The organism is Streptomyces sp. NPDC041796 (assembly GCF_055590785.1).
Window position 1 is genome coordinate 555,464 of sequence record NZ_JBVJAH010000001.1, and the last position, 21,801, is coordinate 577,264.

General features: G+C 69.4%; 20 protein-coding genes and 1 pseudogene. 16 read left to right on the forward strand and 5 right to left on the reverse strand.

Features of this window, described 5'->3' with window-relative positions; all coding sequences use genetic code 11:
• Positions 1-207 precede the first annotated feature (207 nt).
• The 3 genes from ACZ6C1_RS02515 (at position 208) to ACZ6C1_RS02525 (ending at position 3,206) form a co-directional block, all read left to right on the forward strand.
• Entirely contained in the window at positions 208-960 is a 753-nt protein-coding gene (locus ACZ6C1_RS02515; RefSeq protein ID WP_469236906.1) for a lysophospholipid acyltransferase family protein, read from the forward strand.
• Positions 957-1,994 (forward strand): NAD(P)H-dependent glycerol-3-phosphate dehydrogenase, encoded by a 1,038-nt coding sequence (locus ACZ6C1_RS02520; protein WP_469236907.1) that lies wholly within the window; start codon positions 957-959, stop codon positions 1,992-1,994. The genes ACZ6C1_RS02515 and ACZ6C1_RS02520 overlap by 4 nt, the downstream gene beginning before the upstream one ends.
• A 63-nt stretch (positions 1,995-2,057) precedes the next feature.
• On the forward strand, positions 2,058-3,206 hold the full coding sequence (locus ACZ6C1_RS02525; RefSeq protein WP_469236910.1) for a D-alanine--D-alanine ligase family protein: 1,149 nt from the start codon (positions 2,058-2,060) through the stop codon (positions 3,204-3,206).
• 34 nt (positions 3,207-3,240) lie between these two features.
• On the opposite strand, the gene ACZ6C1_RS02530 is transcribed toward ACZ6C1_RS02525, so the two are convergent.
• Both ACZ6C1_RS02530 and ACZ6C1_RS02535 read right to left on the reverse strand, forming a co-directional pair.
• Positions 3,241-3,732, reverse strand: a complete 492-nt coding sequence (locus ACZ6C1_RS02530; protein WP_469236912.1) for a DUF3515 domain-containing protein — start codon at positions 3,730-3,732, stop codon at positions 3,241-3,243.
• 20 nt (positions 3,733-3,752) lie between these two features.
• Positions 3,753-3,986, reverse strand: coding sequence for an Lrp/AsnC family transcriptional regulator (locus ACZ6C1_RS02535; protein ID WP_028802415.1), 234 nt, complete (start codon positions 3,984-3,986; stop codon positions 3,753-3,755).
• Between the two features lie 203 nt (positions 3,987-4,189).
• On the opposite strand from ACZ6C1_RS02535, the gene ACZ6C1_RS02540 reads away from it, so the two are divergent.
• Both ACZ6C1_RS02540 and thiD read left to right on the forward strand, forming a co-directional pair.
• Positions 4,190-5,152, forward strand: coding sequence for a thiamine-phosphate kinase (locus ACZ6C1_RS02540; protein WP_469236913.1), 963 nt, complete (start codon positions 4,190-4,192; stop codon positions 5,150-5,152).
• A complete protein-coding gene (gene thiD, locus ACZ6C1_RS02545) occupies positions 5,149-5,943 on the forward strand; it encodes a bifunctional hydroxymethylpyrimidine kinase/phosphomethylpyrimidine kinase (protein WP_469236915.1) in 795 nt (264 codons plus the stop codon). Before ACZ6C1_RS02540 ends, thiD begins: the two co-directional genes overlap by 4 nt.
• Before the next feature lie 123 nt (positions 5,944-6,066).
• Here the strand turns inward: thiD and rpmB are convergent, their stop codons facing one another.
• Positions 6,067-6,252 carry a 50S ribosomal protein L28 gene (gene rpmB / locus ACZ6C1_RS02550; protein WP_064070327.1) on the reverse strand — a complete coding sequence of 62 codons (186 nt, stop codon included), beginning with the start codon at positions 6,250-6,252 and terminating at the stop codon, positions 6,067-6,069.
• A gap of 241 nt (positions 6,253-6,493) precedes the next feature.
• On the opposite strand from rpmB, the gene ACZ6C1_RS02555 reads away from it, so the two are divergent.
• From ACZ6C1_RS02555 to mutM, 9 genes are all read left to right on the forward strand, one after another.
• Positions 6,494-8,083 (forward strand): DAK2 domain-containing protein, encoded by a 1,590-nt coding sequence (locus ACZ6C1_RS02555; RefSeq protein WP_469236916.1) that lies wholly within the window; start codon positions 6,494-6,496, stop codon positions 8,081-8,083.
• A gap of 117 nt (positions 8,084-8,200) precedes the next feature.
• Positions 8,201-10,390: an ATP-dependent DNA helicase RecG gene (recG, locus tag ACZ6C1_RS02560; RefSeq protein ID WP_469236918.1), complete on the forward strand. Its 2,190-nt coding sequence runs from the start codon at positions 8,201-8,203 to the stop codon at positions 10,388-10,390.
• 112 nt (positions 10,391-10,502) lie between these two features.
• Positions 10,503-11,087 carry a 16S rRNA (guanine(966)-N(2))-methyltransferase RsmD gene (gene rsmD / locus ACZ6C1_RS02565; RefSeq protein WP_469236919.1) on the forward strand — a complete coding sequence of 195 codons (585 nt, stop codon included), beginning with the start codon at positions 10,503-10,505 and terminating at the stop codon, positions 11,085-11,087.
• Between the two features lie 26 nt (positions 11,088-11,113).
• On the forward strand, positions 11,114-11,593 hold the full coding sequence (coaD, locus tag ACZ6C1_RS02570; RefSeq protein ID WP_469237169.1) for a pantetheine-phosphate adenylyltransferase: 480 nt from the start codon (positions 11,114-11,116) through the stop codon (positions 11,591-11,593).
• Between the two features lie 99 nt (positions 11,594-11,692).
• Positions 11,693-12,754 (forward strand): ATP synthase F0 subunit B, encoded by a 1,062-nt coding sequence (locus ACZ6C1_RS02575; RefSeq protein WP_469236920.1) that lies wholly within the window; start codon positions 11,693-11,695, stop codon positions 12,752-12,754.
• A 172-nt stretch (positions 12,755-12,926) separates the two neighbouring features.
• On the forward strand, positions 12,927-13,532 hold the full coding sequence (locus tag ACZ6C1_RS02580; protein WP_469236922.1) for a YceD family protein: 606 nt from the start codon (positions 12,927-12,929) through the stop codon (positions 13,530-13,532).
• A 2-nt stretch (positions 13,533-13,534) separates the two neighbouring features.
• Entirely contained in the window at positions 13,535-13,708 is a 174-nt protein-coding gene (rpmF, locus tag ACZ6C1_RS02585; RefSeq protein WP_030496967.1) for a 50S ribosomal protein L32, read from the forward strand.
• A gap of 8 nt (positions 13,709-13,716) precedes the next feature.
• A complete protein-coding gene (gene rnc, locus ACZ6C1_RS02590; RefSeq protein WP_469236924.1) occupies positions 13,717-14,637 on the forward strand; it encodes a ribonuclease III in 921 nt (306 codons plus the stop codon).
• Positions 14,638-14,846: 209 nt separating this feature from the next.
• Positions 14,847-15,722 carry a bifunctional DNA-formamidopyrimidine glycosylase/DNA-(apurinic or apyrimidinic site) lyase gene (gene mutM, locus ACZ6C1_RS02595; RefSeq protein WP_469236925.1) on the forward strand — a complete coding sequence of 292 codons (876 nt, stop codon included), beginning with the start codon at positions 14,847-14,849 and terminating at the stop codon, positions 15,720-15,722.
• On the opposite strand, the pseudogene ACZ6C1_RS02600 reads toward mutM, so the two are convergent.
• Positions 15,680-16,071: pseudogene (locus tag ACZ6C1_RS02600) on the reverse strand (winged helix-turn-helix transcriptional regulator). The gene mutM and the pseudogene ACZ6C1_RS02600 overlap by 43 nt on opposite strands.
• 223 nt (positions 16,072-16,294) lie before the next feature.
• Here ACZ6C1_RS02600 and ACZ6C1_RS02605 point away from each other — a divergent pair.
• On the forward strand, positions 16,295-16,579 hold the full coding sequence (locus tag ACZ6C1_RS02605) for a hypothetical protein (protein ID WP_469236927.1): 285 nt from the start codon (positions 16,295-16,297) through the stop codon (positions 16,577-16,579).
• Positions 16,580-17,339: 760 nt separating this feature from the next.
• Here ACZ6C1_RS02605 and ACZ6C1_RS02610 read toward each other — a convergent pair.
• Complete coding sequence (locus ACZ6C1_RS02610) at positions 17,340-17,831, reverse strand: GIY-YIG nuclease family protein (protein ID WP_469236929.1); 492 nt, start codon at positions 17,829-17,831, stop codon at positions 17,340-17,342.
• Positions 17,832-18,442: 611 nt separating this feature from the next.
• Here ACZ6C1_RS02610 and ACZ6C1_RS02615 point away from each other — a divergent pair.
• Positions 18,443-21,028 (forward strand): patatin-like protein, encoded by a 2,586-nt coding sequence (locus tag ACZ6C1_RS02615; RefSeq protein ID WP_469236930.1) that lies wholly within the window; start codon positions 18,443-18,445, stop codon positions 21,026-21,028.
• Positions 21,029-21,801: the final 773 nt, after the last annotated feature.

The window sequence follows — 21,801 nt, forward strand, 5'->3', positions numbered from 1 at the left end:
GGCGTGCTCTCCTTCCGTGCGGCGGCCCCGTGGTGGCCGCGCCGGGGCCGCGCTGCGGCTCGTGCCGGACCCGCCCCATTGTGGCGCGGCACCGGCGTGACCCGGAGCGAAGGTGTCCGAGGCGGGGCGTACGGTGTTCTCGACAGACCAGGGGCCTGGGGCGACACTTGACCCCCGGCAAGCCCAGTCCCAGAGGAAGGTGTCCGAGTGTCCCGCCGCAGAATCGGCTTCTGGTACCGCCTTGCGGCGGTCATCGCAAAACCACCACTGGTGGTTCTGTTCAAGCGGGACTGGCGGGGAATGGAGCACATCCCGGCCGACGGCGGATTCATCACCGCGGTCAACCACAACTCGTACCTCGACCCGTTGTCGTACGCGCACTTCCAGTACAACACCGGACGAGTTCCTCGCTTCCTGGCGAAAGCGGCCCTGTTCAAGGGGTCGTTCGTCGGAATGATGCTGCGGGGCACCGGACAGATCCCCGTCTACCGGGAGACGACCAACGCGCTGGACGCCTTCCGTGCCGCCGTCGCCGCCATCGAACGGGGCGAATGCGTCGCCTTCTACCCCGAGGGGACCCTCACCCGGGACCCCGACATGTGGCCCATGGCGGGCAAGACCGGCGCCGCGCGCGTCGCCCTCCTCACCAAGGTGCCGGTCATCCCGGTCGCCCAGTGGGGCGCCAACTTGGCGATGCCGCCGTACGCCAAGGAGAACAAGATCCGCCTCTTCCCGCGCAAGACCCTGATCGTGCAGGCCGGCCCGCCCGTCGACCTCAGCCGGTTCTACGACAAGGAACCCACGCCCGAGGTGCTGCGCGAGGCGACCGAGGTCATCATGGCCGCGATCACCTCCCTCCTGGAGGAGGTCCGGGACGAGAAGGCCCCCGCCACGCCGTACGACCACCGCAAGGCCCGCCTGGAACAGCGGCGCAAGGCCGCAGGGGAGGAAGCGAAGTGACACGCCCCGACACGGCAGGCCCCGCGGGCCGCCCCGTCAAGGCAGCCGTCTTCGGCACCGGATCCTGGGGTACGGCCTTCGGCATGGTGCTCGCCGACGCCGGCTGCCAGGTGACCCTCTGGGGCCGCCGCCAGGAGCTCGCCGACGCCATCAACACCAGCCGCACCAACCCCGACTACTTCCCGGGCACCGAACTGCCCGAGTCGGTACGCGCCACCACCGACCCCGCCGAAGCCGCGCACGACGCCGACTTCACCGTGCTGGCCGTCCCCTCCCAGACGCTCCGCGGCAACCTCGCCGAATGGGCACCGAAGCTGGCCCCGGGCACCGTCCTCGTCTCCCTGATGAAGGGCATCGAACTGGGCAGCGCCAAGCGGATGAGCGAAGTCGTCCGGGAGGTCGCCGACGTCCCCGAGGACCGGGTCGCCGTGGTCACCGGCCCCAACCTCGCCAAGGAGATCGTCGCCCGCATGCCCGCCGCGGCCGTCGTCGCCTGCCGGGACGAGGCCGTCGCCCAGCGCCTCCAGGCCGCCTGCCACACCCCGTACTTCCGCCCCTACACCAACACCGACGTGGTGGGCTGCGAACTCGGCGGCGCGGTGAAGAACGTCATCGGGCTGGCCGTCGGCATCGCGGACGGCATGGGCCTCGGCGACAACGCCAAGGGCTCGCTGATCACCCGCGGCCTGGCCGAAACCACCCGCCTCGGACTGGCGATGGGCGCCGATCCGCTGACCTTCTCGGGGCTCGCCGGCCTCGGTGACCTGGTCGCGACCTGCTCCTCGCCGCTCTCCCGCAACCACACCTTCGGTTTCAACCTCGGCAAGGGCATGACTCTCCAGGAGACCATCGCGGTCACCAAGCAGACCGCCGAGGGCGTCAAGTCCTGTGAATCCGTACTCGATCTGGCCCGCCGCCACGGCGTCGACATGCCCATCACGGAGACCGTCGTCGGCATCGTCCACGAGGGCAAGCCGCCGATGGTCGCGCTCAAGGAGTTGATGTCGCGCGCCGCCAAGCCCGAGCGGCGCTGACACCGAACAGGCGGCCACGTGGTCGCTGACGCAACCGGAGGGAGCAGGTACGCTCATCGCGATATGAGCAGCGAGAACCTCCCCACCAGCACCGGGCGCAAGCCGCGCGTGGCCGTCGTCTTCGGCGGCCGCAGCTCCGAGCACGCCATCTCCGTCGTCACGGCCGGCGCCGTCCTGCGCGCCATCGACCGGGACAAGTACGACGTGCTGCCGATCGGCATCACCACCGACGGCCGCTGGGCGCTGACCGCCGACGAACCGGAGCGGATGGCCATCGCCGACCGCACGCTGCCGAGCGTCGCCGACCTCGCCGAGTCCGACGAGGGCAGCGTCGTGCTCTCCGTCGACCCCGGCAGCCGCGAGGTCGTCTACAGCGAGCCCGGCTCGGTCCCCAAGGTCCTCGGCGACGTCGACGTCGTCTTCCCGATGCTGCACGGCCCCTACGGCGAGGACGGCACCCTCCAGGGGCTGCTGGAGCTCGCCGGGGTGCCGTACGTGGGCGCCGGTGTGCTCTCCTCGGCCGTCGGCCAGGACAAGGAGTACATGAAGCGGGTCTTCGTCTCCTTCGGGCTGCCGGTCGGCCCGTACGAGGTGATCCGCCCCCGCGAGTGGGAGCAGGATCCTTCCTCCGCCCGCGAGAAGGTCGTCCACTTCGCCGCCGAGCACGGCTGGCCGCTGTTCGTGAAGCCCGCCCGCGGCGGCTCCTCGATGGGCATCACCAAGGTCGACGACCTCTCCGGACTGGACGCCGCGATCGCCGAGGCCCGGCGCCACGACCCCAAGGTCATCGTCGAGTCGCTGCTCAGCGGCCGGGAGATCGAGTGCGGGGTGCTGGAGTTCGAGGACGGCCCGCGCGCGTCCGTACCCGCCTGGATCCCGCCCGTCACCGACCACGACTTCTACGACTTCGAGGCCAAGTACATCGACTCGGCCTCCGGTGTCGTCCCCGCCCCCATCACCCCCGAGCAGACGGCCGAGATCCAGCGGCTCGCCATCGCCGCGTTCGAGGCGGCGTCCTGCGAGGGCCTGGTCCGCGCGGACTTCTTCCTCACGGACGACGGCGAATTCGTCATCAACGAGATCAACACCATGCCGGGCTTCACGCCGATCTCCATGTACCCGCGCATGTGGCAGGAGAGCGGCGTCAGCTACCCGGAGCTCGTCGACCGGCTGATCCAGGCGGCCCTCCGCCGCCCGACCGGCCTCCGCTAGCACCACCCCCGCCCACGGGCGGGGAGAACAGGCGCTACAGGCTCGGGGGGACCGTCTTCTTCACCGCGTCGGCGAGGGCGGCGAGCGGGGTGGCGTCGTGCGCGAAGCGCTTGCCCATCGTCACCTCCACGTACGTCTTGCGGTACGTGGAGGTGAAGCGCGGACCGTCGCCCTCGCGCTGCTCCAGCATCCAGTTCACACCGCCCGCCTCGATGGCCTTCGCGCGGGGATCGCTCATCCTGGCGGGCCGGGGGACGCCGCAGCGCAGTACGATCGCCCCGTCCCCCCACCCGGCGGTCAGATCGGAACCCGGCTCCGGATCATTCCGGTCGAGTCCCGCGACGGTCTCCGGGAGCTCCTCGTGCAGCGCGCCGCAGAGGGCGGCCTCTTCCGACGGCGGACTGGGAACCGCGACGGATGCCTTCGCGTCCGTCGAGGAACAGCCCGCGGCCGCCATCAGGACGGTGGCGGCCACGGCGGCGACGGGCAGGGCGGGCAGGCGGCGAAGCCGGGGCGAAGATGTCACCGGCCCAGGGTAGACGGGGGCTACAGGTGTACGACCGGGCAGGTCAGGGTCCGTGTGATTCCGTCCACTTGCTGGACCTTCGCGACCACCATGCGGCCGAGCTCGTCGACCGTGTCGGCCTGGGCGCGCACGATCACGTCGTACGGACCCGTGACGTCCTCGGCCTGGATCACCCCCGGGATCTTGGAGATGGTCTCGGCGACCGTCGACGCCTTGCCCACCTCGGTCTGAATAAGGATGTACGCCTGTACCACGGAACCTCCAGGGCGGCCACGAGGATCTTGTGGAGAAGAAAGGGACGCCACGGTACCGCGTCGCCGCGGGCAGCGGGGAGACCCGCGCGGCCGGTGGCGCGCGAGGCCGCCGCACGAAGCACCGAGTTGACGGTCTACTTGACGGTACCTACAGCAGTGACGGGTCGCGACCGCAACCGCACTGGGGCAGAAGGGGCACAGCGATGAAGGGCACTGTCGGCGAGTTGGGGGAGTTCGGGCTGATCAGGGAGCTCACCTCCCGCCTCACCTCCACCCCGGCGGTACGGATCGGGCCCGGCGACGACGCCGCGGTCGTGGCCGCACCCGACCGGCGCGTGGTGGCCAGCACGGACATCCTGCTGGAGGGACGGCACTTCCGCCGCGACTGGTCCACCGCGTACGACGTCGGCCGCAAGGCCGCCGCGCAGAACCTCGCGGACATCGCCGCCATGGGCGCCGTACCGACCGCGCTGCTGCTCGGCCTGGTCGTCCCCGCCGAACTCCCGGTCACCTGGCCGACCGAGCTGATGGACGGGCTGCGCGACGAGTGCCAGGTCGCGGGCGCGGCCGTCGTCGGCGGCGACGTCGTACGCGGCGACACGATCACCGTGTCCATCACGGCACTGGGCGACCTGCGCAACCACGAACCGGTCACCCGGGGCGGGGCGCAGCCCGGCGACGTGGTCGCGTACACCGGCTGGCTGGGCTGGTCGGCGGCCGGCTACGCGGTCCTCTCGCGCGGGTTCCGCTCGCCGCGCGCCTTCGTCGAGGCCCACCGGCGGCCCGAACCGCCCTACCACGCGGGCCCCGCCGCCGCCGGGCTCGGCGCGACCGCCATGTGCGACGTCAGCGACGGCCTGATCGCCGACCTCGGGCACATCGCCGAGGCCAGCAAGGTCCGCATCGACCTGCGCTCCGGCCTCATCGACATCCCGACCCAAATGAACGACATCGGCCAGGCCGTCGGCGTCGACCCGATGCAGTGGGTCCTCACCGGGGGCGAGGACCACGCGATCGTCGCGACCTTCCCGCCGGACGTGAAGCTGCCGGCCCGGTGGAAGGTCATCGGCGAGGTCCTCAACCCCTCCGCGCTGCCGCAGGTGACCGTCGACGGGGCCCCCTGGCACTCCACGGGCGGCTGGGACCACTTCGGGGAGGCGGAGTGAGCCGGGGCGCGCCACCGAACGTCCTGACCGTCGCCGGGTCCGACTCCGGCGGCGGCGCCGGCATCCAGGCGGACCTGAAGACCATGCTGGCGCTGGGCGTGCACGGCATGAGCGTGATCACCGCCGTCACCGCCCAGAACTCGCTGGGCGTCCAAGGGGCCTGGGAGCTGCCCGTGGAGGCGGTGCGGGCCCAGTACCGCAGCGTCGTCGACGACATCGGCGTACAGGCCGTGAAGACCGGCATGCTGGCGTCGGCGCCGCTCGTGGAGGCGGTCGCCGAACTGCTGGCCGGGACGGACGCCCCCGTGGTCGTCGACCCGGTCGGGGTGTCCAAACACGGCGACCCGCTGCTGGCCGCCTCGGCGCTCGACTCCGTACGGGAGCGGCTGCTGCCGGTCGCCACCGTGGCGACGCCGAACCTGGACGAGGTGGCCCAGCTCACCGGCGTGACCGTGGAGGACGAGGCGGACCTGCGGCGGGCCGCCGACGCGGTGCTGGAGTACGGGCCGCGCTGGGCGCTCGTCAAGGGCGGGCACCTGGCCGGGGACGCGGTGGACCTGCTGACCGACGGGACCGAGGAGCACTGGCTGCGGGCCCCCCGGCACGACAACCGGCACACCCACGGGACGGGCTGCACGCTCGCCTCGGCGGTCGCAGCGGGCCTCGCCAAGGGCCTGGCGGTGCCGGAGGCGGTACGGGAGGCCAAGGAGTACGTCACGGGCGCGATCGCGGCCGGCTTCTCGCTGGGCGACGGGATCGGGCCCGTGGATCACGGCTGGCGCTTCCGCTGACGCGGGAGCGGGCGCGTACACGGGCCCTGGCCGGGTCCGGGTACGGCAAAAAGCCGGTCCACCGAGGTGGACCGGCTTTCAAGGCAACCGCAGAGGCTGCGCTACGACGAACCGTCGTCGGCGTTAGCGCGAGACCTTGCCGGCCTTGATGCACGAGGTGCAAGCGTTGAGCCGCTTCGGCGTCCCACTGACCACGGCACGCACGCGCTGGATGTTCGGGTTCCAGCGACGAGACGTACGGCGGTGCGAGTGCGAGATGTTGTTGCCGAAGCCCGGCCCCTTGCCGCAGACGTCGCAGTTGGCAGCCACGGGTCACTCCAAAGACTTCAGATGCACTTACAGTGAAATCCGGCGAGCCGGAATCAGATCTGGTGACTGAAGTGGCGTTGCCGGGGGAATGGCCCGACTTTCATCGGGCAACCGGAGCAGCATACAACGACTGCTTCGGTTCAACGAAACTACCACGGTTCGCCCGGCCCCCGCCCGGGGCCCCGGTCCCGCCCGGGGTCTACGCTGCGGTGCAGTCAGCGCTGCTCGAGGAGGACACCAGGTGCCGCAGACCCTGCCGCAGGCGCTCGATTCCGCAGTGGTCCGTAGCTGGTGCTCACTGGCGCTGGAGGCGCTCGGCCGGGAGCGCGAGGAGATCGACGCGATCAACGTCTACCCGGTCGCGGACGGGGACACCGGCACCAACCTGTACCTGACGGTCGAGTCCGCGTCCCAGGCGGTGGAGGCCGTCTTCGCGGCCATCGCCGCTCCCGACTTCGCCGACGCCGTACGGGCCATGGCGCACGGCGCCCTGCTCGGCGCCCGCGGGAACTCGGGCACGATCCTGTCCCAGCTGCTCCGGGGCATGAGCGAGGTCCTCGCCGAAGGGCGTGACGGAGACCACCTCGCCAAGGCACTGCGCAGGGCGTCCGTGTCCGCCCGGGAGGCGGTCGCGCACCCCGTCGAGGGCACGATCCTGACCGTCGCGGCAGCGGCCGCGTCCGCCGCCGCGGGCGGCGAGGACGTGGTGACCGTCGCCCGCGCCGCGTACGCGGGCGCCCGCGCCGCCCTGGAGGCGACGCCCGCCCAGCTCCCCGTCCTGGAACGGGCGGGCGTCGTGGACGCGGGCGGGCGAGGACTCGTCACGATGCTGGGCGCTCTGGTCGAGGCGGTCTGCGGAGAGGCGCCCGCGCGGGCCCCGCGTGCCCCCAGAGCGAGCGTCGTCCCCTCGGCGGACCCCTGCTCGGAGGACGGGCCCGCCTACGAGGTCATCTACCTGCTGGAGGCGGACCACGCCGCCGTGGCCCGGCTCCGCGACCGGCTCGACGCGCTCGGCGACTCCCTGGTCGTGGTCGGCGGCGACGGGTTGTGGAACGTCCACGTCCACGTCGACGACGCCGGTGCGGCGGTGGAGGCGGGCATCGAGGCGGGGCGCCCGTACCGGATCCGGATCACGCACTTCGGTACGGAGACAGCTCCCGAGGAACGCGCGGGGCGCGCCGTGGTGGCGGTCCTGCCCGGGGAGGGACTCGCCCGCCTGTGCGCCGAGGCGGGTGCCACGACGGTGCTGACCCGGCCCGGCGAGCCCCCGGCCAGCGGCGAGCTCGTCGACGCCATCCGGCGGGCCCACGCGCGCGAGGTCGTCCTCCTGCCGAACGACGCCGCCCTGCGCCACACCGCGGCCGCCGCCGCCGAACAGGCGCGTGCGGAGGGCATCCGCGTCGCCCTCGTCCCCACGCGCGCCGCCGTCCAGGGCATCGCCGCCCTGGCCGTCCACGAACCGGACCGGCGCTTCGACGAGGACGTCGTCGCCATGACCGCCGCCGCGGGCGCCACCCGCTACGGCGAACTGGCCGTCGCCGAGCACCAGTCGTTCACCTCCGCGGGCGTGTGCCAGGCCGGTGACGTCCTCGGCCTGATCGACGGCGACGTCGCGGTGATCGGTCACGACGTGGCCACCACGGCCGAGACGGTCCTGGACCGCATGCTCTCGGCGGGCGGCGAACTGGTCACCCTCGTCCTCGCAGACGACGCCCCCGACGCCCTCGCGGAGCGCCTGGAGACCCACGTGCGCGAGACCCACCTCGCGGTCGACACGGTCACCTACCCCGGCGGCCCCCAGGCCCCTCTCCTGCTGATCGGCGTCGAGTAGCGCGTCGAGCGGCGCGCTGGACAACGGGTCGAGCGGCGCGCGCTGAACGCGTCGAACGGCGCGTCCCCGGCGCGCGTCGTCCACAGCTGCGCACGCCTGTCAGTGCCGTGGTGTGCAATGGAAGACGTGTCAGCTCTCGACGAACCACTGAAGAAGCAGCTCGGCGCCGCCACCGCCAAGGTGATGGCCGAGCACCTCGACCTGCACACCGTCGGTGACCTGCTCCACCACTACCCGCGGCGGTACGCCGAGCGCGGCGAGCTCACCACCCTCGCCGACCTGCCGCTGGACGAGCACGTCACCGTGGTGGCCCGGGTGGCGGACGCGCGCGTGCTGACGTTCAACGGCGCCAAGGGGCGAGGCCAGCGGCTGGAGGTGACCATCACCGACGGCAGCGGGCGGCTGCAACTGGTCTTCTTCGGCAAGGGCGTCCACAAGCCGCACAAGGACCTCCTGCCCGGCACCCGCGCGATGTTCGCCGGCAAGGTCTCCGTCTTCAACCGCAAGACGCAGCTCGCCCACCCCGCGTACGAGCTGCTGCGCGGCGAGGACGGCGAGAGCGCCGTGGACACCTGGGCCGGGGCCCTCATCCCGATCTACCCGGCCACCACCAAGCTGGAGTCCTGGAAGATCGCCAAGGCGGTCGACGCCGTGCTCCCCAGCGCCGCGGACGCCGTCGATCCGCTGCCCCCCGCCCTCCGTGAGGGCCGCGGGCTGACCGACCTCCCCGACGCCCTGCGCAAGATCCACCGCCCGCGCACCAAGGCCGACATCGCCGACGCCCGCGACCGGCTCAAGTGGGACGAGGCGTTCGTCCTCCAGGTCGCCCTCGCCCGCCGCCGGTACGCCGAGACCCAACTGCCCGCCGTGGCACGCAAACCCGTCCCCGGCGGCCTGCTCGACGCCTTCGACGCGAAGCTGCCCTTCACCCTCACCGAAGGGCAGCAAAAGGTCTCCGGGGAGATCTTCGACGACCTCGCCACCGAGCACCCGATGCACCGCCTCCTCCAGGGCGAGGTCGGCTCCGGCAAGACCATGGTGGCCCTGCGGGCGATGCTCGCCGTGGTCGACGCGGGCGGGCAGGCCGCGATGCTCGCCCCCACCGAGGTCCTCGCCCAGCAGCACCACCGGTCGATCACCGAGATGATGGGCGAGCTCGCCGAGGGAGGCATGCTCGGCGGCGCCGAGCACGCCACCAAGGTCGTCCTCCTCACCGGCTCCATGAGCACCGCCGCCCGCCGCCAGGCACTGCTCGACCTGGTCACCGGCGAGGCGGGCATCGTCATCGGCACACACGCGCTGATCGAGGACAAGGTCCAGTTCCACGACCTGGGTCTGGTCGTCGTCGACGAGCAGCACCGCTTCGGCGTCGAGCAGCGCGACGCCCTGCGGGGCAAGGGCAAACAGCCGCCGCACCTGCTGGTCATGACCGCCACGCCCATCCCGCGCACGGTCGCCATGACCGTCTTCGGCGACCTGGAGACCTCCGTCCTCGACCAGCTGCCCGCCGGCCGCTCACCGATCGCCAGCCATGTGGTCCCGGCCGCCGACAAGCCGCACTTCCTGGCCCGCGCCTGGGAGCGGGTCCGCGAGGAGGTGGAGAACGGCCACCAGGCGTACGTGGTCTGCCCCCGCATCGGCGACGACGAGGACGAGCCCAAGAAGAAGTCCCCGGAGGACGAGGCCGAGAAGCGCCCCCCGCTCGCCGTGCTGGACGTGGCCGACCAGCTCGCCAAGGGCCCGCTCGCCGGTCTGCGCGTCGAGGTGCTCCACGGCAGGATGGCCCCCGACGACAAGGACGCCGTCATGCGCCGCTTCGCCGCCGGCGACGCCGACGTCCTGGTCGCGACGACCGTCATCGAGGTCGGCGTGAACGTTCCCAACGCCACCGCCATGGTCATCATGGACGCGGACCGGTTCGGCGTCTCCCAGCTCCACCAGCTACGCGGCCGCGTGGGCCGGGGCTCCGCCCCCGGCCTGTGCCTGCTGGTCACCGAGATGCCCGAGGCGAGCCCCGCCCGGCAGCGGCTGTCCGCCGTCGCCTCCACCCTCGACGGCTTCGAGCTCTCCCGCATCGACCTCGAACAGCGCCGCGAGGGCGATGTCCTCGGCCAGGCCCAGTCCGGCGTCCGCTCCAGCCTCCGCATGCTCGCCGTCATCGACGACGAGGAGATCATCGCCGCCGCCCGCGAGGAGGCGGTGGCCGTCGTCAGCGCCGACCCCGAGCTGGAGCGCCACCCGGAGCTGCGCACCGCACTGGACGCCCTGCTCGACAAGGAGCGCGAGCAGTACCTGGAGAAGGGCTGACCGGTACCGGGAGAAGGGCTGACCGGTACCGGGTGCAGGGCTGACCCGTGCACATCCTGGTGGAGCCCATATCGTGGAGTCACCAGCATCCACAGGACGGCAAGGACCTCAGATGACCCGCGTGATCGCCGGCGCGGCCGGCGGACGCCGCCTGGCCGTGCCACCGGGCAACGGCACCCGCCCCACCTCCGACCGGGCACGTGAGGGGCTGTTCTCCACCTGGGAGGCGCTCCTCGGGACGCTCGACGGCATCCGGATCGCCGATCTGTACGCCGGCTCCGGCGCCGTCGGCCTTGAGGCGCTCTCCCGGGGCGCCTCCCACGCCCTGCTCGTCGAGGCGGACCAGCGGGCCGCCCGCACGGTCCGGGAGAACGTCCGGGCGCTCGGCCTGCCCGGCGCCGAGATCCGCGCCGGCAAAGCCGAACAGATCGTGACAGGACCGGCGCCGGCCGACCCGTACGACGTGGTCTTCCTCGACCCGCCGTACGCCGTCTCCGACGACGATCTTGGCGAGATCCTCCTCACACTCCGCACCAAAGGCTGGCTCGCCGACGATGCGCTCGTCACCGTGGAGCGCAGCACCAGGGGCGGAGAATTCGCCTGGCCGGACGGTTTCGCACCACTGAGGGCCCGTCGCTACGGCGAGGGAACGTTTTGGTACGGTCGCGCCGCCTCTACGTGCGAAGACGCACGATGACCGGTTCGGAGAGCGAGGGAATCCAGTTGCGCCGCGCAGTCTGTCCGGGGTCGTTCGACCCCATCACCAACGGACACCTCGACATCATCGCCCGCGCCTCCAAGCTGTACGACGTCGTCCACGTCGCGGTGATGATCAACCAGTCCAAGAAGGGTCTGTTCACCGTCGAGGAGCGGATGGAACTCATCCGCCAGGTCACGGTCGACTACGGCAACGTGAAGGTGGAGTCCCACCACGGTCTGCTCGTCGACTTCTGCAAGGAGCGCGACATCCCCGCCATCGTGAAGGGGCTGCGCGCCGTCAGCGACTTCGACTACGAGCTCCAGATGGCCCAGATGAACAACGGGCTCTCCGGTGTCGAGACGCTCTTCGTCCCCACCAACCCCACCTACAGCTTCCTGTCCTCCTCCCTGGTCAAGGAGGTCGCCGCCTGGGGCGGTGACGTCTCCCACCTCCTGCCGCCCGTCGTCCACGAGGCCCTCGTCAAGCGCCTCGGCGAGAAGTGACCGGCTGACAGTCCGTCACCCGGTGTCGGGCCGCCACCGACTGGCCTTACAGTCGTCCCGTCCGTCTCCAATCCGGCTGTAGAGAGTGGCGAGCACACGGTGGACGTGCAGAAGAAGCTCGACGAGATCGTCGAGACGGTCGCGAGCGCCCGTTCCATGCCCATGTCGGCCTCCTGCGTGGTCAACCGCGCCGAGCTGCTCGCGATGCTCGACGAGCTGCGCCACGCCCTGCCCGGCTCGCTCGCCCAGGCCCAAGAGCTGATCGGCGGCCGTGAGCAGCTCGTCGAGCAGGCCCGCCAGGAGGCCGAGCGGATCATCGAGGCGGCCCACGCCGAACGCGGCTCGCTGATCTCCGACACCCAGGTCGCCCGGCAGTCCCAGGAGGAGGCCGACCGCATCCTCGCCGAGGCCCGCCGGGAGGCCGAGGAGATCCGCGCGGAGGCCGACGACTACGTCGACTCCAAGCTCGCCAATTTCGAGGTCGTCCTCACCAAGACCATCGGCTCGGTCGACCGCGGCCGCGAGAAGCTCCTCGGCCGGGGCCCGGGGCTGGACGACCAGGGGTACGCGGACGAGGACGCCCCCGAGTACAGCGCCGACCCGCAGACCCTGATCCGGCGCGCGGACGAGTACGTCGACGCCAAGATCAGCGCCTTCGAGGCGGTGCTGACCAAGACCCTGGAGGCGGTCGGGCGCGGCCGTCAGAAGCTGCACGGCCGGATCGCCACCGACGACCTCGGCGCCCACATGGCCGCCCAGGACGCGGCGGGCGGCTCCCGGCAGCACACCAGCGACGCCGACTACCTGGCGGGCCTCGCCGAGCTGGCGGACCCGGAGCCGGGCCGGCAGCCCGCGGCGGCCTACATCCCCGACCAGCAGCAGCCCGACCCGTACGCCTACCAGCCCCAGCACCAGGCGCAGTCCCAGCCCCAGCACCAGCCCCAGGACGGCTACGGCTACCAGCAGGACCCGTACGCGTACCAGGGCTACGACCAGAGCGGGCAGCACGTCCAGGGCTATGGCCAGCAGCCGTACGCGTACGAACAGCAGCCCCAGCAGCCCCAGCCCGGGGCGCTCGACGAGACCAGCTTCTTCGACACGAGCATGATCGACCTGGACCAGCTCCGTCAGTACGAGCAGGGTCACGGGCAGGGGCGCTGACCGGTCCGGATTGGGCTGTGGGCGAAGCGTCCAGTATCCTGGCTCTTCGGTCGCGAGTACGTCCGCGATCTCGCGTGCCCGCGTCGGCCTCACTTCTGACGCCGGGCCGCCCCGAACGATTCCGAAAGCAGGAAGAGCCCTGAGTACGCGCCTCGACCACCGCAACCCCCTCGTGTTCGACACGCACGAGCTGGGTCGGCGTCCCGGTGCCCTCCAGCGGCTGTCCCGCACGGTCGAGGCCCCCGCGGACCTCGGCATCGACGGAGTCATCGGCGTACCCCAGGGCTCGCCCGTCGAGCTGGAACTCCGCCTCGAGTCGGTCATGGAAGGGGTGCTTGTCACAGGCACCGCCCGTGCGGCGGCCGAGGGGGAGTGCGTAAGGTGTCTGGAGCCGCTGCGCCAGGATGTCGCGGCGGACTTCCAGGAGATGTTCTCGTACCCCGACACCGACGACCGGGGCCACCGCAAGGCGGCCGCGGACGACGATGCCGAGGACGACGAGGACATGACCCCCCTCGAGGACGGCATGTTCGACCTCGAGCCCGTGCTGCGTGATGCGGTGGTGCTCGCACTGCCGATGCAGCCGGTGTGCCGGGAGGACTGTGCCGGGTTGTGCGCCGAGTGCGGCGCCAACCTGAACGAGAACCCGGACCACCACCATGACGCCGTCGACATCCGTTGGGCGGCACTGCAGGGACTCGCCGATTCACTCGGGACCGGCGAGAAGGACAACATGGGCGGCGCCGAAGCGGGCGTCGACGAGAAGCAGGAGAAGTAGCCGTGGCTGTTCCGAAGCGGAAGATGTCGCGCAGCAACACGCGCCACCGCCGGTCGCAGTGGAAGGCTGCGGTCCCCACCCTGGTTTCGTGTGAGCGTTGCCAGGAGCCGAAGCAGCAGCACATCGCGTGCCCGAGCTGCGGCACGTACAACAAGCGCCAGGTCCTCTCGGTCTGAGCGGGCTGGTGAGAGGCACCGTGTCTAGCCACAAAATGGCGGATGACGCCAAGAAGCAGGCGGAAAACACGGCCTCGTCCCACACGCTTCTGGAAGGGCGGCTCGGGTACCACCTCGAGTCCGCCCTTCTGGTGCGTGCGCTGACCCACCGTTCGTACGCGTACGAGAACGGCGGCCTGCCCACCAACGAGCGCCTGGAGTTCCTCGGGGACTCCGTGCTCGGCCTGGTGGTCACGGACACGCTGTACCGCACCCACCCCGACCTGCCCGAAGGCCAACTGGCCAAGTTGCGGGCCGCGGTGGTCAACTCGCGTGCGCTGGCGGAGGTCGGCCGCGGCCTCGACCTGGGCTCCTTCATCCGGCTGGGCCGGGGAGAAGAAGGCACCGGAGGCCGGGACAAGGCGTCCATCCTCGCCGACACCCTTGAAGCGGTGATCGGCGCGGTCTATCTCGACCAGGGCCTCGAAGCGGCGTCCGAGCTGGTGCACCGGCTCTTCGACCCGCTGATCGAGAAGTCCTCGAACCTCGGTGCCGGCCTGGACTGGAAGACCAGCCTCCAGGAACTGACCGCGGCCGAGGGCCTCGGCGTTCCGGAGTACCTGGTCACCGAGACCGGACCGGACCACGAGAAGACCTTCACTGCTGCTGCCCGCGTCGGTGGTGTCTCGTACGGCACCGGCACCGGCCGCAGCAAGAAGGAAGCGGAACAGCAGGCGGCGGAGTCCGCCTGGCGGGCCATCCGGGCCGCCGCGGACGAGCGTGAGGCGGCGGCGAAGGCCGCGGCCGAAGTCGGCGCGGACACCGGCACGGGCATCGGTGACGACACCGCTTCCGGTGACGGTTCCGGTCCCGCTCCGGGTTCCGCTTCCGCTCCCGAAGAGGTCGCCGACACCTCTTCGGTCTCCGAAGCCCCACAGGCCACGGCCTGAGCTGTTCGCTTCCACCCCGTCGCACCTCCAGTGCGGCGGGGTTTTCCCCATGACTCCACGACCCACGACCGCGCGTCCCGCGACCCGGCGACTCACGACCCCGCGACCCGAACCCGCGACACCCCAAGTGCCGCGAACCGTGACCGCGAGACCCGTGACCGTGTGACCCGCGAACCCCGCGACCCCGCGAACCCCCGCGAAGGAGAGCCGTGCCCGAGCTGCCCGAGGTGGAAGTCGTACGGCGCGGCCTGGAGCGCTGGGTCAGCGGCCGGACCGTCTCCGACGTCCAGGTCCTGCACCCGCGCGCCGTACGGCGCCACCTCGCGGGCGGCGAGGACTTCGCCGCCCGGCTGAAGGGGCACCGCTTCGGCGTCGCACGGCGGCGCGGGAAGTACCTCTGGCTGCCGCTGGAGGACACCGACGCGTCCGTGCTCGGGCACCTGGGCATGAGCGGGCAGCTGCTCGTGCAGCCCGAGGACGCGGCGGACGAGAAGCACCTGCGGATCCGTGTCCGCTTCGACGACGAGCTCGGCACCGAGCTCCGTTTCGTCGACCAGCGGACCTTCGGCGGGCTCTCCCTCCACGAGAACACCCCTGACGGGCTTCCCCTGGCCATCGCGCACATCGCCCGTGATCCGCTGGACCCCGACTTCGACGAGGTCGCCTTCCACACGGCACTGCGCCTGCGCCGGACGACCGTCAAACGGGCCCTGCTCGACCAGTCGCTGATCAGCGGCGTCGGCAACATCTACGCGGACGAGGCGCTGTGGCGCGCCCGCCTCCACTACGACCGGCCCACCGCCGGCCTCACCCGTCCCCGGTCGGCCGAGTTGCTCGGCCACGTACGGGACGTGATGACGGCCGCGCTCGCGGTCGGCGGCACCAGCTTCGACAGCCTGTACGTCAACGTCAATGGCGAGTCCGGCTACTTCGACCGGTCCCTGGACGCCTATGGCCGTGAGGGCGAGCCCTGCCGGCGGTGCGGCACTCCGATGCGCCGCCGCCCCTGGATGAACCGGTCCAGCTACTTCTGCCCGCGCTGTCAGCGCCCGCCGCGCACGTCGCCGCCGCGCACCTCGTCGTAACGCTCCCTGGCCGCGAGCACCTCCGGCATCCGGCCCTCGACGAGCTGGATCAGCCCGAGGAGCCGCTCGGCGACGTCCCGGCCGAGCGGCGTCAGCCCGTAGTCGACGCGGGGCGGGTTCGTCGGCCGGGCCTCGCGGTGGACCAGGCCGTCCCGCTCCAGGGCGTGCAGCGTCCGGGAAAGCATCTTCTCGCTCACCCCGTGACCCGCCGCCGCAGCTCGTTGAAGCGGCAGCCGCTCTCGTACAGGGCGCCCAGCGTCAGGCTGCCCCACCGTCCCGTCACATGCTCCAGCGTGCCGCGCGAGGGGCACTGCCGGGAGAAGACGTCGAACGCCGGACGATCATCCATGCTGGCCGGCGTACTGCGGACGCACTTCGCGTCGGCCTCGAATGATCAGAAGCCGAAAAAGTGAGAAACCGGTGCCGTGACCTGCGGTTGAGTAACGGATCAACGCTGTGACCTGCGACCTAGCCGTTGACCCTGGTCAACGCTGGTAGCCGTTGCACGGCCCAGAGACGGCCCGTGGGGAAAACCCGTGCGCTTCCACCACACCGTTCGGCATAGTCCTTCTATGTCCCGCGACCGTGCCGAAGAGAAGTGGGCGGCAGCTTGCCTCCGCCAGGCATTGCCAGGTGTGCAGGTGAATCCTTATGACGACGGCAGCCGACCAGGCATGCATGACTTCAACTTGATTCGCGATGGGCACAGGTTTGCTGCCCTGGAGGTCACGTCGGCGTCCGACGCCGAATCGGTAACCCTCTGGAAGATCATGCATCGCGAGAGGCGCTGGATTCACGACAGCCTGGTCGGTGGTCGGTGGTTGGATGGTAGGGCTGCTGCCGTCAGCGAGGGTTAAGCGGGTTCGCGCCGAGTTGCCGCGCTTGCTGGCTACGCTCGAAGATCTAGGTGTCACACACCTGAGTGAGTTCGATGGTCCCTCAGCGGAGTTTGTCGAGTCGGCGGAACGTCTCGGGGTGGTGTCGGCACATCAGTCAGCGACAGACTTCCCTGGCAGCATCTACTGCACTATCACTCTGCCGCCCGAACAAGCAGGCGGATGGGTGGCGGACACCGGAGACGCGCTTGCGACCTGGATCAGCGCATGGATATGTGAACCGCCTCAGGCGGACAACCTTGGCAAGCTGAGACGGTCCCAGGCGGAGGAAAGGCATCTGTTTGTGCTCCTCCCAGGCTTCACCACTGCTCCCTTCGAGGCTTTCGAACCTCTGATGAGGCATAACGGCCCACTTCCTACCGTGGCCCCTGAGCTGCCAGACGAGATCACGCATCTATGGGTCATGAGCCAGTGGGCCTCGGGTGACGGTTTTGCCTGGGCGCCGGATGCCGGGTGGCGCCGTTTCCGGAAGCTAGTGTGAGGTCGGCGGAGCGGCTTTGGGCGGGAGCTGCCATGGGGCGAGTGATCATGGACCCGTCCACCACGACGGGGCCCATGCCCTGTGTGGTTACTTCTTGCCCTGGGTCTTGCCGGGGATCTCGGTGAGCTGGGTATTTGCTGGTCAGGTGCCGTGGGCTCGTGCGCCTGGTGGTCGCCGTTGGTCGTCATTGGCCACTGTTGAGCGACCTCGGACGGCCCAGGCAACGGCCCGTTCGGCGGCCTACGAGCTGATGGGCAACTCTCGTGCTCGCTGGCGTGCTTGGGCTCGAACCTCCTTCAGGCGACTGTGGAACGCGTTGTGGCGGTTCTGGTCGAGGTTCAGCGGGAGATCGAGCTGGGAGATGAGCTGTGACTCCAGGTCCCATGGTTCGCTCTGCTCAATCCAGCACACCCGCGCGCTGTCCGCCATCCACTGGCTCAGGGTGGCTTCGCCGGCCTTGCCGAAGGTCATCCGCTTGCCGCTGCCCACGCGGCGCAGCTCAAGGCCGAGCAGGCATCCGAGGGTGAGCCGCAGTGTCGAGCCGGCCGCGTTGCCCCGATAGTGGTAGCGCACCCGCTTGCGAAGGTTCTGCGTGCTGGTCCGGTTCGCCATGAACCGCGGGGCTATACCGACGTACAGCAGGCGCCCAGCGTCCAGGTCGGGGTGGGGCGGCTGCTCGAAGTGCCACCCGTAGACCCCTGCCGCCGCCGGTACAGGACTCGGACGAACCAAGACCTCCTGCGCCGACCACAACTGATCGGGACTGACGAGAGCGGTAGCTTCCACGGCATCTCCAGGCGCGCGACGGCTGATCGTCGCGGGCTACTGGTCGCCGCTGACAGCGTCCCTCGCCTACGTAGCTGCGTGACATCAGCTTGGGAAGCTTAGGTCTTCTGGAGGCAGGCTCTCCACTGACCTGCGGCGGAGCGGTGTTCCATGGCTGGTGGTCTGTGGTTGAGTCCCCGCTGTTCCCCGGGAGTCCCCACAGGATCTGGCACGCGTATGGCACGCTCCGTGCCTTCCTTCACACCAACGTCCCAGGCGGCATCCGCTAGCGGATGCCGGAAGGAATGCTAAAGGAGTTCGCCCTCGACCCGGCGTCGGCGCAGCACACCCCGCCCACGGGCGCCGTATGGGGCGCGGATGGAAGCGCGTCAGCTCGCGCACCACGCTGGCGCTCTCCTGTGCCTCGATTGGCCGCTGCTGGCTTGAGGCGTGTGCCGGCTCGGCGGATGCTCGCGAGTGAGGGCTTGCGATTTCTTAGGAGCGGGTTTGTGGTGACGCGGAAGCGCGGAGGTGAGTCGGCGGCTGGGGGGTGCCGCGCTGCGGCGGGTCTGGGCTCGATGTTCGGTCGAACAAATCGCTCGGGGCGTGCCAGCGAGGCCGGGGAGGGGCCGCTCACGACTGAGGTCAGGCTTGCGTTGGTGATGAATGGCGGGGTGAGCCTTGCTGTATGGATGGGTGGTGTCACGCACGAGCTTGACCTGATTCGTCGGGCGTCACGTGTGGCGCGCGAGCGCAGGGAGCCCCAGGAGGCGGATTACCGCGGCGTCGCTGATGCCGACCGGGAGGTATTCGAGTTCTGGAAGAAGCTGCTCTGGGACGCACGCAAACATGTGCGGATCGATGTCATATCTGGGACCTCGGCTGGTGGTCTGAACGGTCTACTCCTCGCGACGGCAATCGCGCGAGAAGCGCCCTTGCCGAATCTGCGGAAGATGTGGGCTGACGAGGCGTCCCTTGAGAAGCTTCTTAACCGGGATCGCCCACCGAAGAGCGTCCTCGATGGAACGAAGTTCAGCAAGCTGATCCGCGACGCGCTCAACGAGATACCTACGGGGGCGGTTCCGTCCGAGGAGACCATTACGCTGTTTGTGACTGCCACGGCGCTGGATGGACGGTCCCGCCGGTATGCAGATGGTTTCGGCAGGCAGTTCGACGTCCGGGACCACAGGCGGATGTACCGCTTCAAAAACCAGCCGCGGGGGACCACGCCGGATGATATCCGCTCTTGGAAGTACGTCACCAAAGGTGAGGGCTGGGTTTTTGAGCCGGTGGAACGCCGTCAGTTCACTCCAATCTGGCAGGATGCGCTGTTGCACGCAGCTCGCGCAACCGCGAGTTTCCCCGTCGCATTTACGCCTGTCAGCGAGTTCCCGATGCTCCGCAAGCGGAACCGGCCCGAGCCGAAGTTTGACTACCCGGCCAGCAGCGTCATGGACGGTGGAGTACTCAACAACGCTCCCTTTGCTCCCGTTTTGGAGGAGATTACAAAACGCCGGGTTCATGTACAGCCGGTAGAGCGCGTGGTCGTCTACGTCGTCCCCTCCTCAGGCTTGTTGCCCGAAGAGAAGGTGAAGTCGCAAGAGCCGCAGGATATCTCCCCTATCACCACCGCGATGAGTGCGGTGAATTTTCCTACTGAGGCCGACTTCCGCGCGGGGACCGAGGAACTCACCCGATACATAGAAAGTGCGGGACGCGGAAACACAGATGACCTTTTCAAGCGTCTGGTCAAGGGTGGCCGCAAGCAGAACGTGGAGAGTCTCCGGGCGGCAGAATCAGTCTTCGACGAGTATCAGCGGTCGCGCATCAAGGGAGCGATCTGGGAGGTACTGACCAAGCATGTGAGGCTGCAGGAAGTGACCCCGCTAGTCACCCCACATGAGCTGGACGATAGGGACATCGAGAACATCCTCAAGTGCGGGGACTTCAATCATTGCTGGTTCCCCGCTTCGAAACAGGCCCTGGGCACTGTGGATTTCGAGGAATGGACCTGGGGTGTGGTACCTGCCGAGCGCGTCCTGCAGGTGCTCGGCGACCATCTGCACGACCGTGTGCTACGGGCAAGTGAACAGCAAGAACACGAAGACTTGTTGACGGACGCTCAGAAGCATCGCTGCATGGAGGGCGCCCAGGCGATCAATAGGTACCTGCGCAAGCTGCAGGCCGTCAGAGCAGCCCTTCATGCGAAGCTGGACCCTCAGCGCGGCGCTGGGCCAGGAATTGGGCCCCGTGACGTAGTGGATCTTCTGGACAGAGCCTTCACCAGCCTCACTCTACCTAAGACGGTTGGAGCGCTCGTGAAGGGCGCAGCGGAGGCTTATCTCGAGACGGTGCGAGCGACTGGACCCTCAGTTGCCTGGACGAGTGCGGAAGAGGTCGTTTCGGCCTGCCTGGTGGTGGAGGTGCTCACGCGGGCGTTTGCGCCTTTGGCGGAGCTCTACGCGCCACTGATTCCTCGCTTCCATTTCCTGCGTCTAGGCCCAGATCAAATGGGTCCGCTATTCGATATGGATTGGTTGGCCGACATCGGCGCCCAGAAGCTGTACGGGGTGCGGTTCCGGCACTTCGGCGCTTTCTTCGATGGTGACTGGCGGCGGTCGGATTTCGCCTGGGGGCGGCTTGACGCGGCCCATCACTTGCTGCCGCTGTTGCTGCTTGATGATGTCGACCACCTTGTCGAGACCGAGCTGCATGAGATGATCCTGAAGGCGGAATTTGGCGACTCGGCTGTGGAGCTCATGCGCGAGCGTGTTCAGAAGCTTGCCAGTACTTCGGACAGCCTTCTGTTGAGGAGCGGGGGCAGGCGTGTGGTTCAGCCAGTCAGGGAGGCGGGGAGGGTGGCCATCCGGCTGGCGCCGGCGACTCTGCGGTTGCCGCTTCGTCTGCTGTGGCTCTTGACGTGGTGGATGTGGCTCCGCGCCCCGTTGTCATCAACGGTGAGAGTCTTCTTGTCGGAGCTGAGGAATCAGTGGCGGAAACTGCGGCACCGAAGGATTCCTGTCGCAGGTCCGAATATCGAGCCGGTGCAAGCGCTGACCCTGGCAAGGGCGGCGAAGATTTCGCTGCGGGTTGTAGTGGCCCTCGCTGCACTCGCACCTCTGGGTTTGGGGTTGTGGGTCGGCTACTTCCTCCTGCCCAGATAGAGGTCGGTCCGGTCCAGGAGATACGCAGGGTGCCGCCGGGACTGAGGAAGGTGTCGGCTGCTGAGGGTTATAGTGGGAGGACGGGCGGCCCCGGTCCCGTTGCGGATTGGCCCGTGACTAGCTTTCGAGGCGCTGAAGTAGCGCCGCACCTGGGCGGGACGGCGCTGAAACGCGGAATCTGCGTGCACGGCGCCCCGGGATAAAGCAGCGGAGCCGGTCGTCGGGGCACTGGCAGCGTCGATGGGGACATGCTGTCTTAGCTAAGGCGCGTCGAAAGCCGCAACGCTCGCGTGCTGTGTGCCTCTCGCGGTGCAAAGCACTAGACGCTGGGTCGCACCAAGGAGTAAGCAGCGTTACTCATCGCAGTTAGGTTCTGGGTCGATGACCGCCTTCCGCCTATCTGTAATGAAATCCGTGTCGAGTACTGCACCCAGCGCTCGCGAGCGTTTGAGGTAAGAGTTGGGCGGCTGATCATTGGTTCGGAGTGGCTAGCGGCCAGACGCATTACTGTAGGTCGGGGGAGCGGCTTTGGGCCGGAGCTGCTTTGGCGCCAGTGATCATGGCCCCGTAAGCTTCTCGCGCGTCGGGCAGTCTGTGGACCTGCCCGGTAAAGCACGACGTTGGGGCCATGATCTTCGAGGCTCGCGCCAAAGTGGCTGCCTAAAGCCGCGGAACCGACCGCCCCAGCAACGACGTACCCCTTCTCTGGCATCAGGCGGCTGCATGCTTTGAGCGCGGCACGGGCGTCGGCCGGGCTGGAGCGGGACGGAGGC

Excerpts from the sequence above, each read along its gene's own strand:
- ACZ6C1_RS02525 (WP_469236910.1), top strand. The coding sequence starts at position 2,058 with ATGAGCAGCGAGAACCTCCCCACCAGCACCGGGCGCAAGCCGCGCGTG.
- ACZ6C1_RS02540 (WP_469236913.1), top strand. The coding sequence starts at position 4,190 with ATGAAGGGCACTGTCGGCGAGTTGGGGGAGTTCGGGCTGATCAGGGAG.
- recG (WP_469236918.1), top strand. The coding sequence starts at position 8,201 with ATGGAAGACGTGTCAGCTCTCGACGAACCACTGAAGAAGCAGCTCGGC.
- rsmD (WP_469236919.1), top strand. The coding sequence starts at position 10,503 with ATGACCCGCGTGATCGCCGGCGCGGCCGGCGGACGCCGCCTGGCCGTG.
- ACZ6C1_RS02605 (WP_469236927.1), top strand. The coding sequence starts at position 16,295 with ATGTCCCGCGACCGTGCCGAAGAGAAGTGGGCGGCAGCTTGCCTCCGC.
- ACZ6C1_RS02615 (WP_469236930.1), top strand. The coding sequence starts at position 18,443 with ATGTTCGGTCGAACAAATCGCTCGGGGCGTGCCAGCGAGGCCGGGGAG.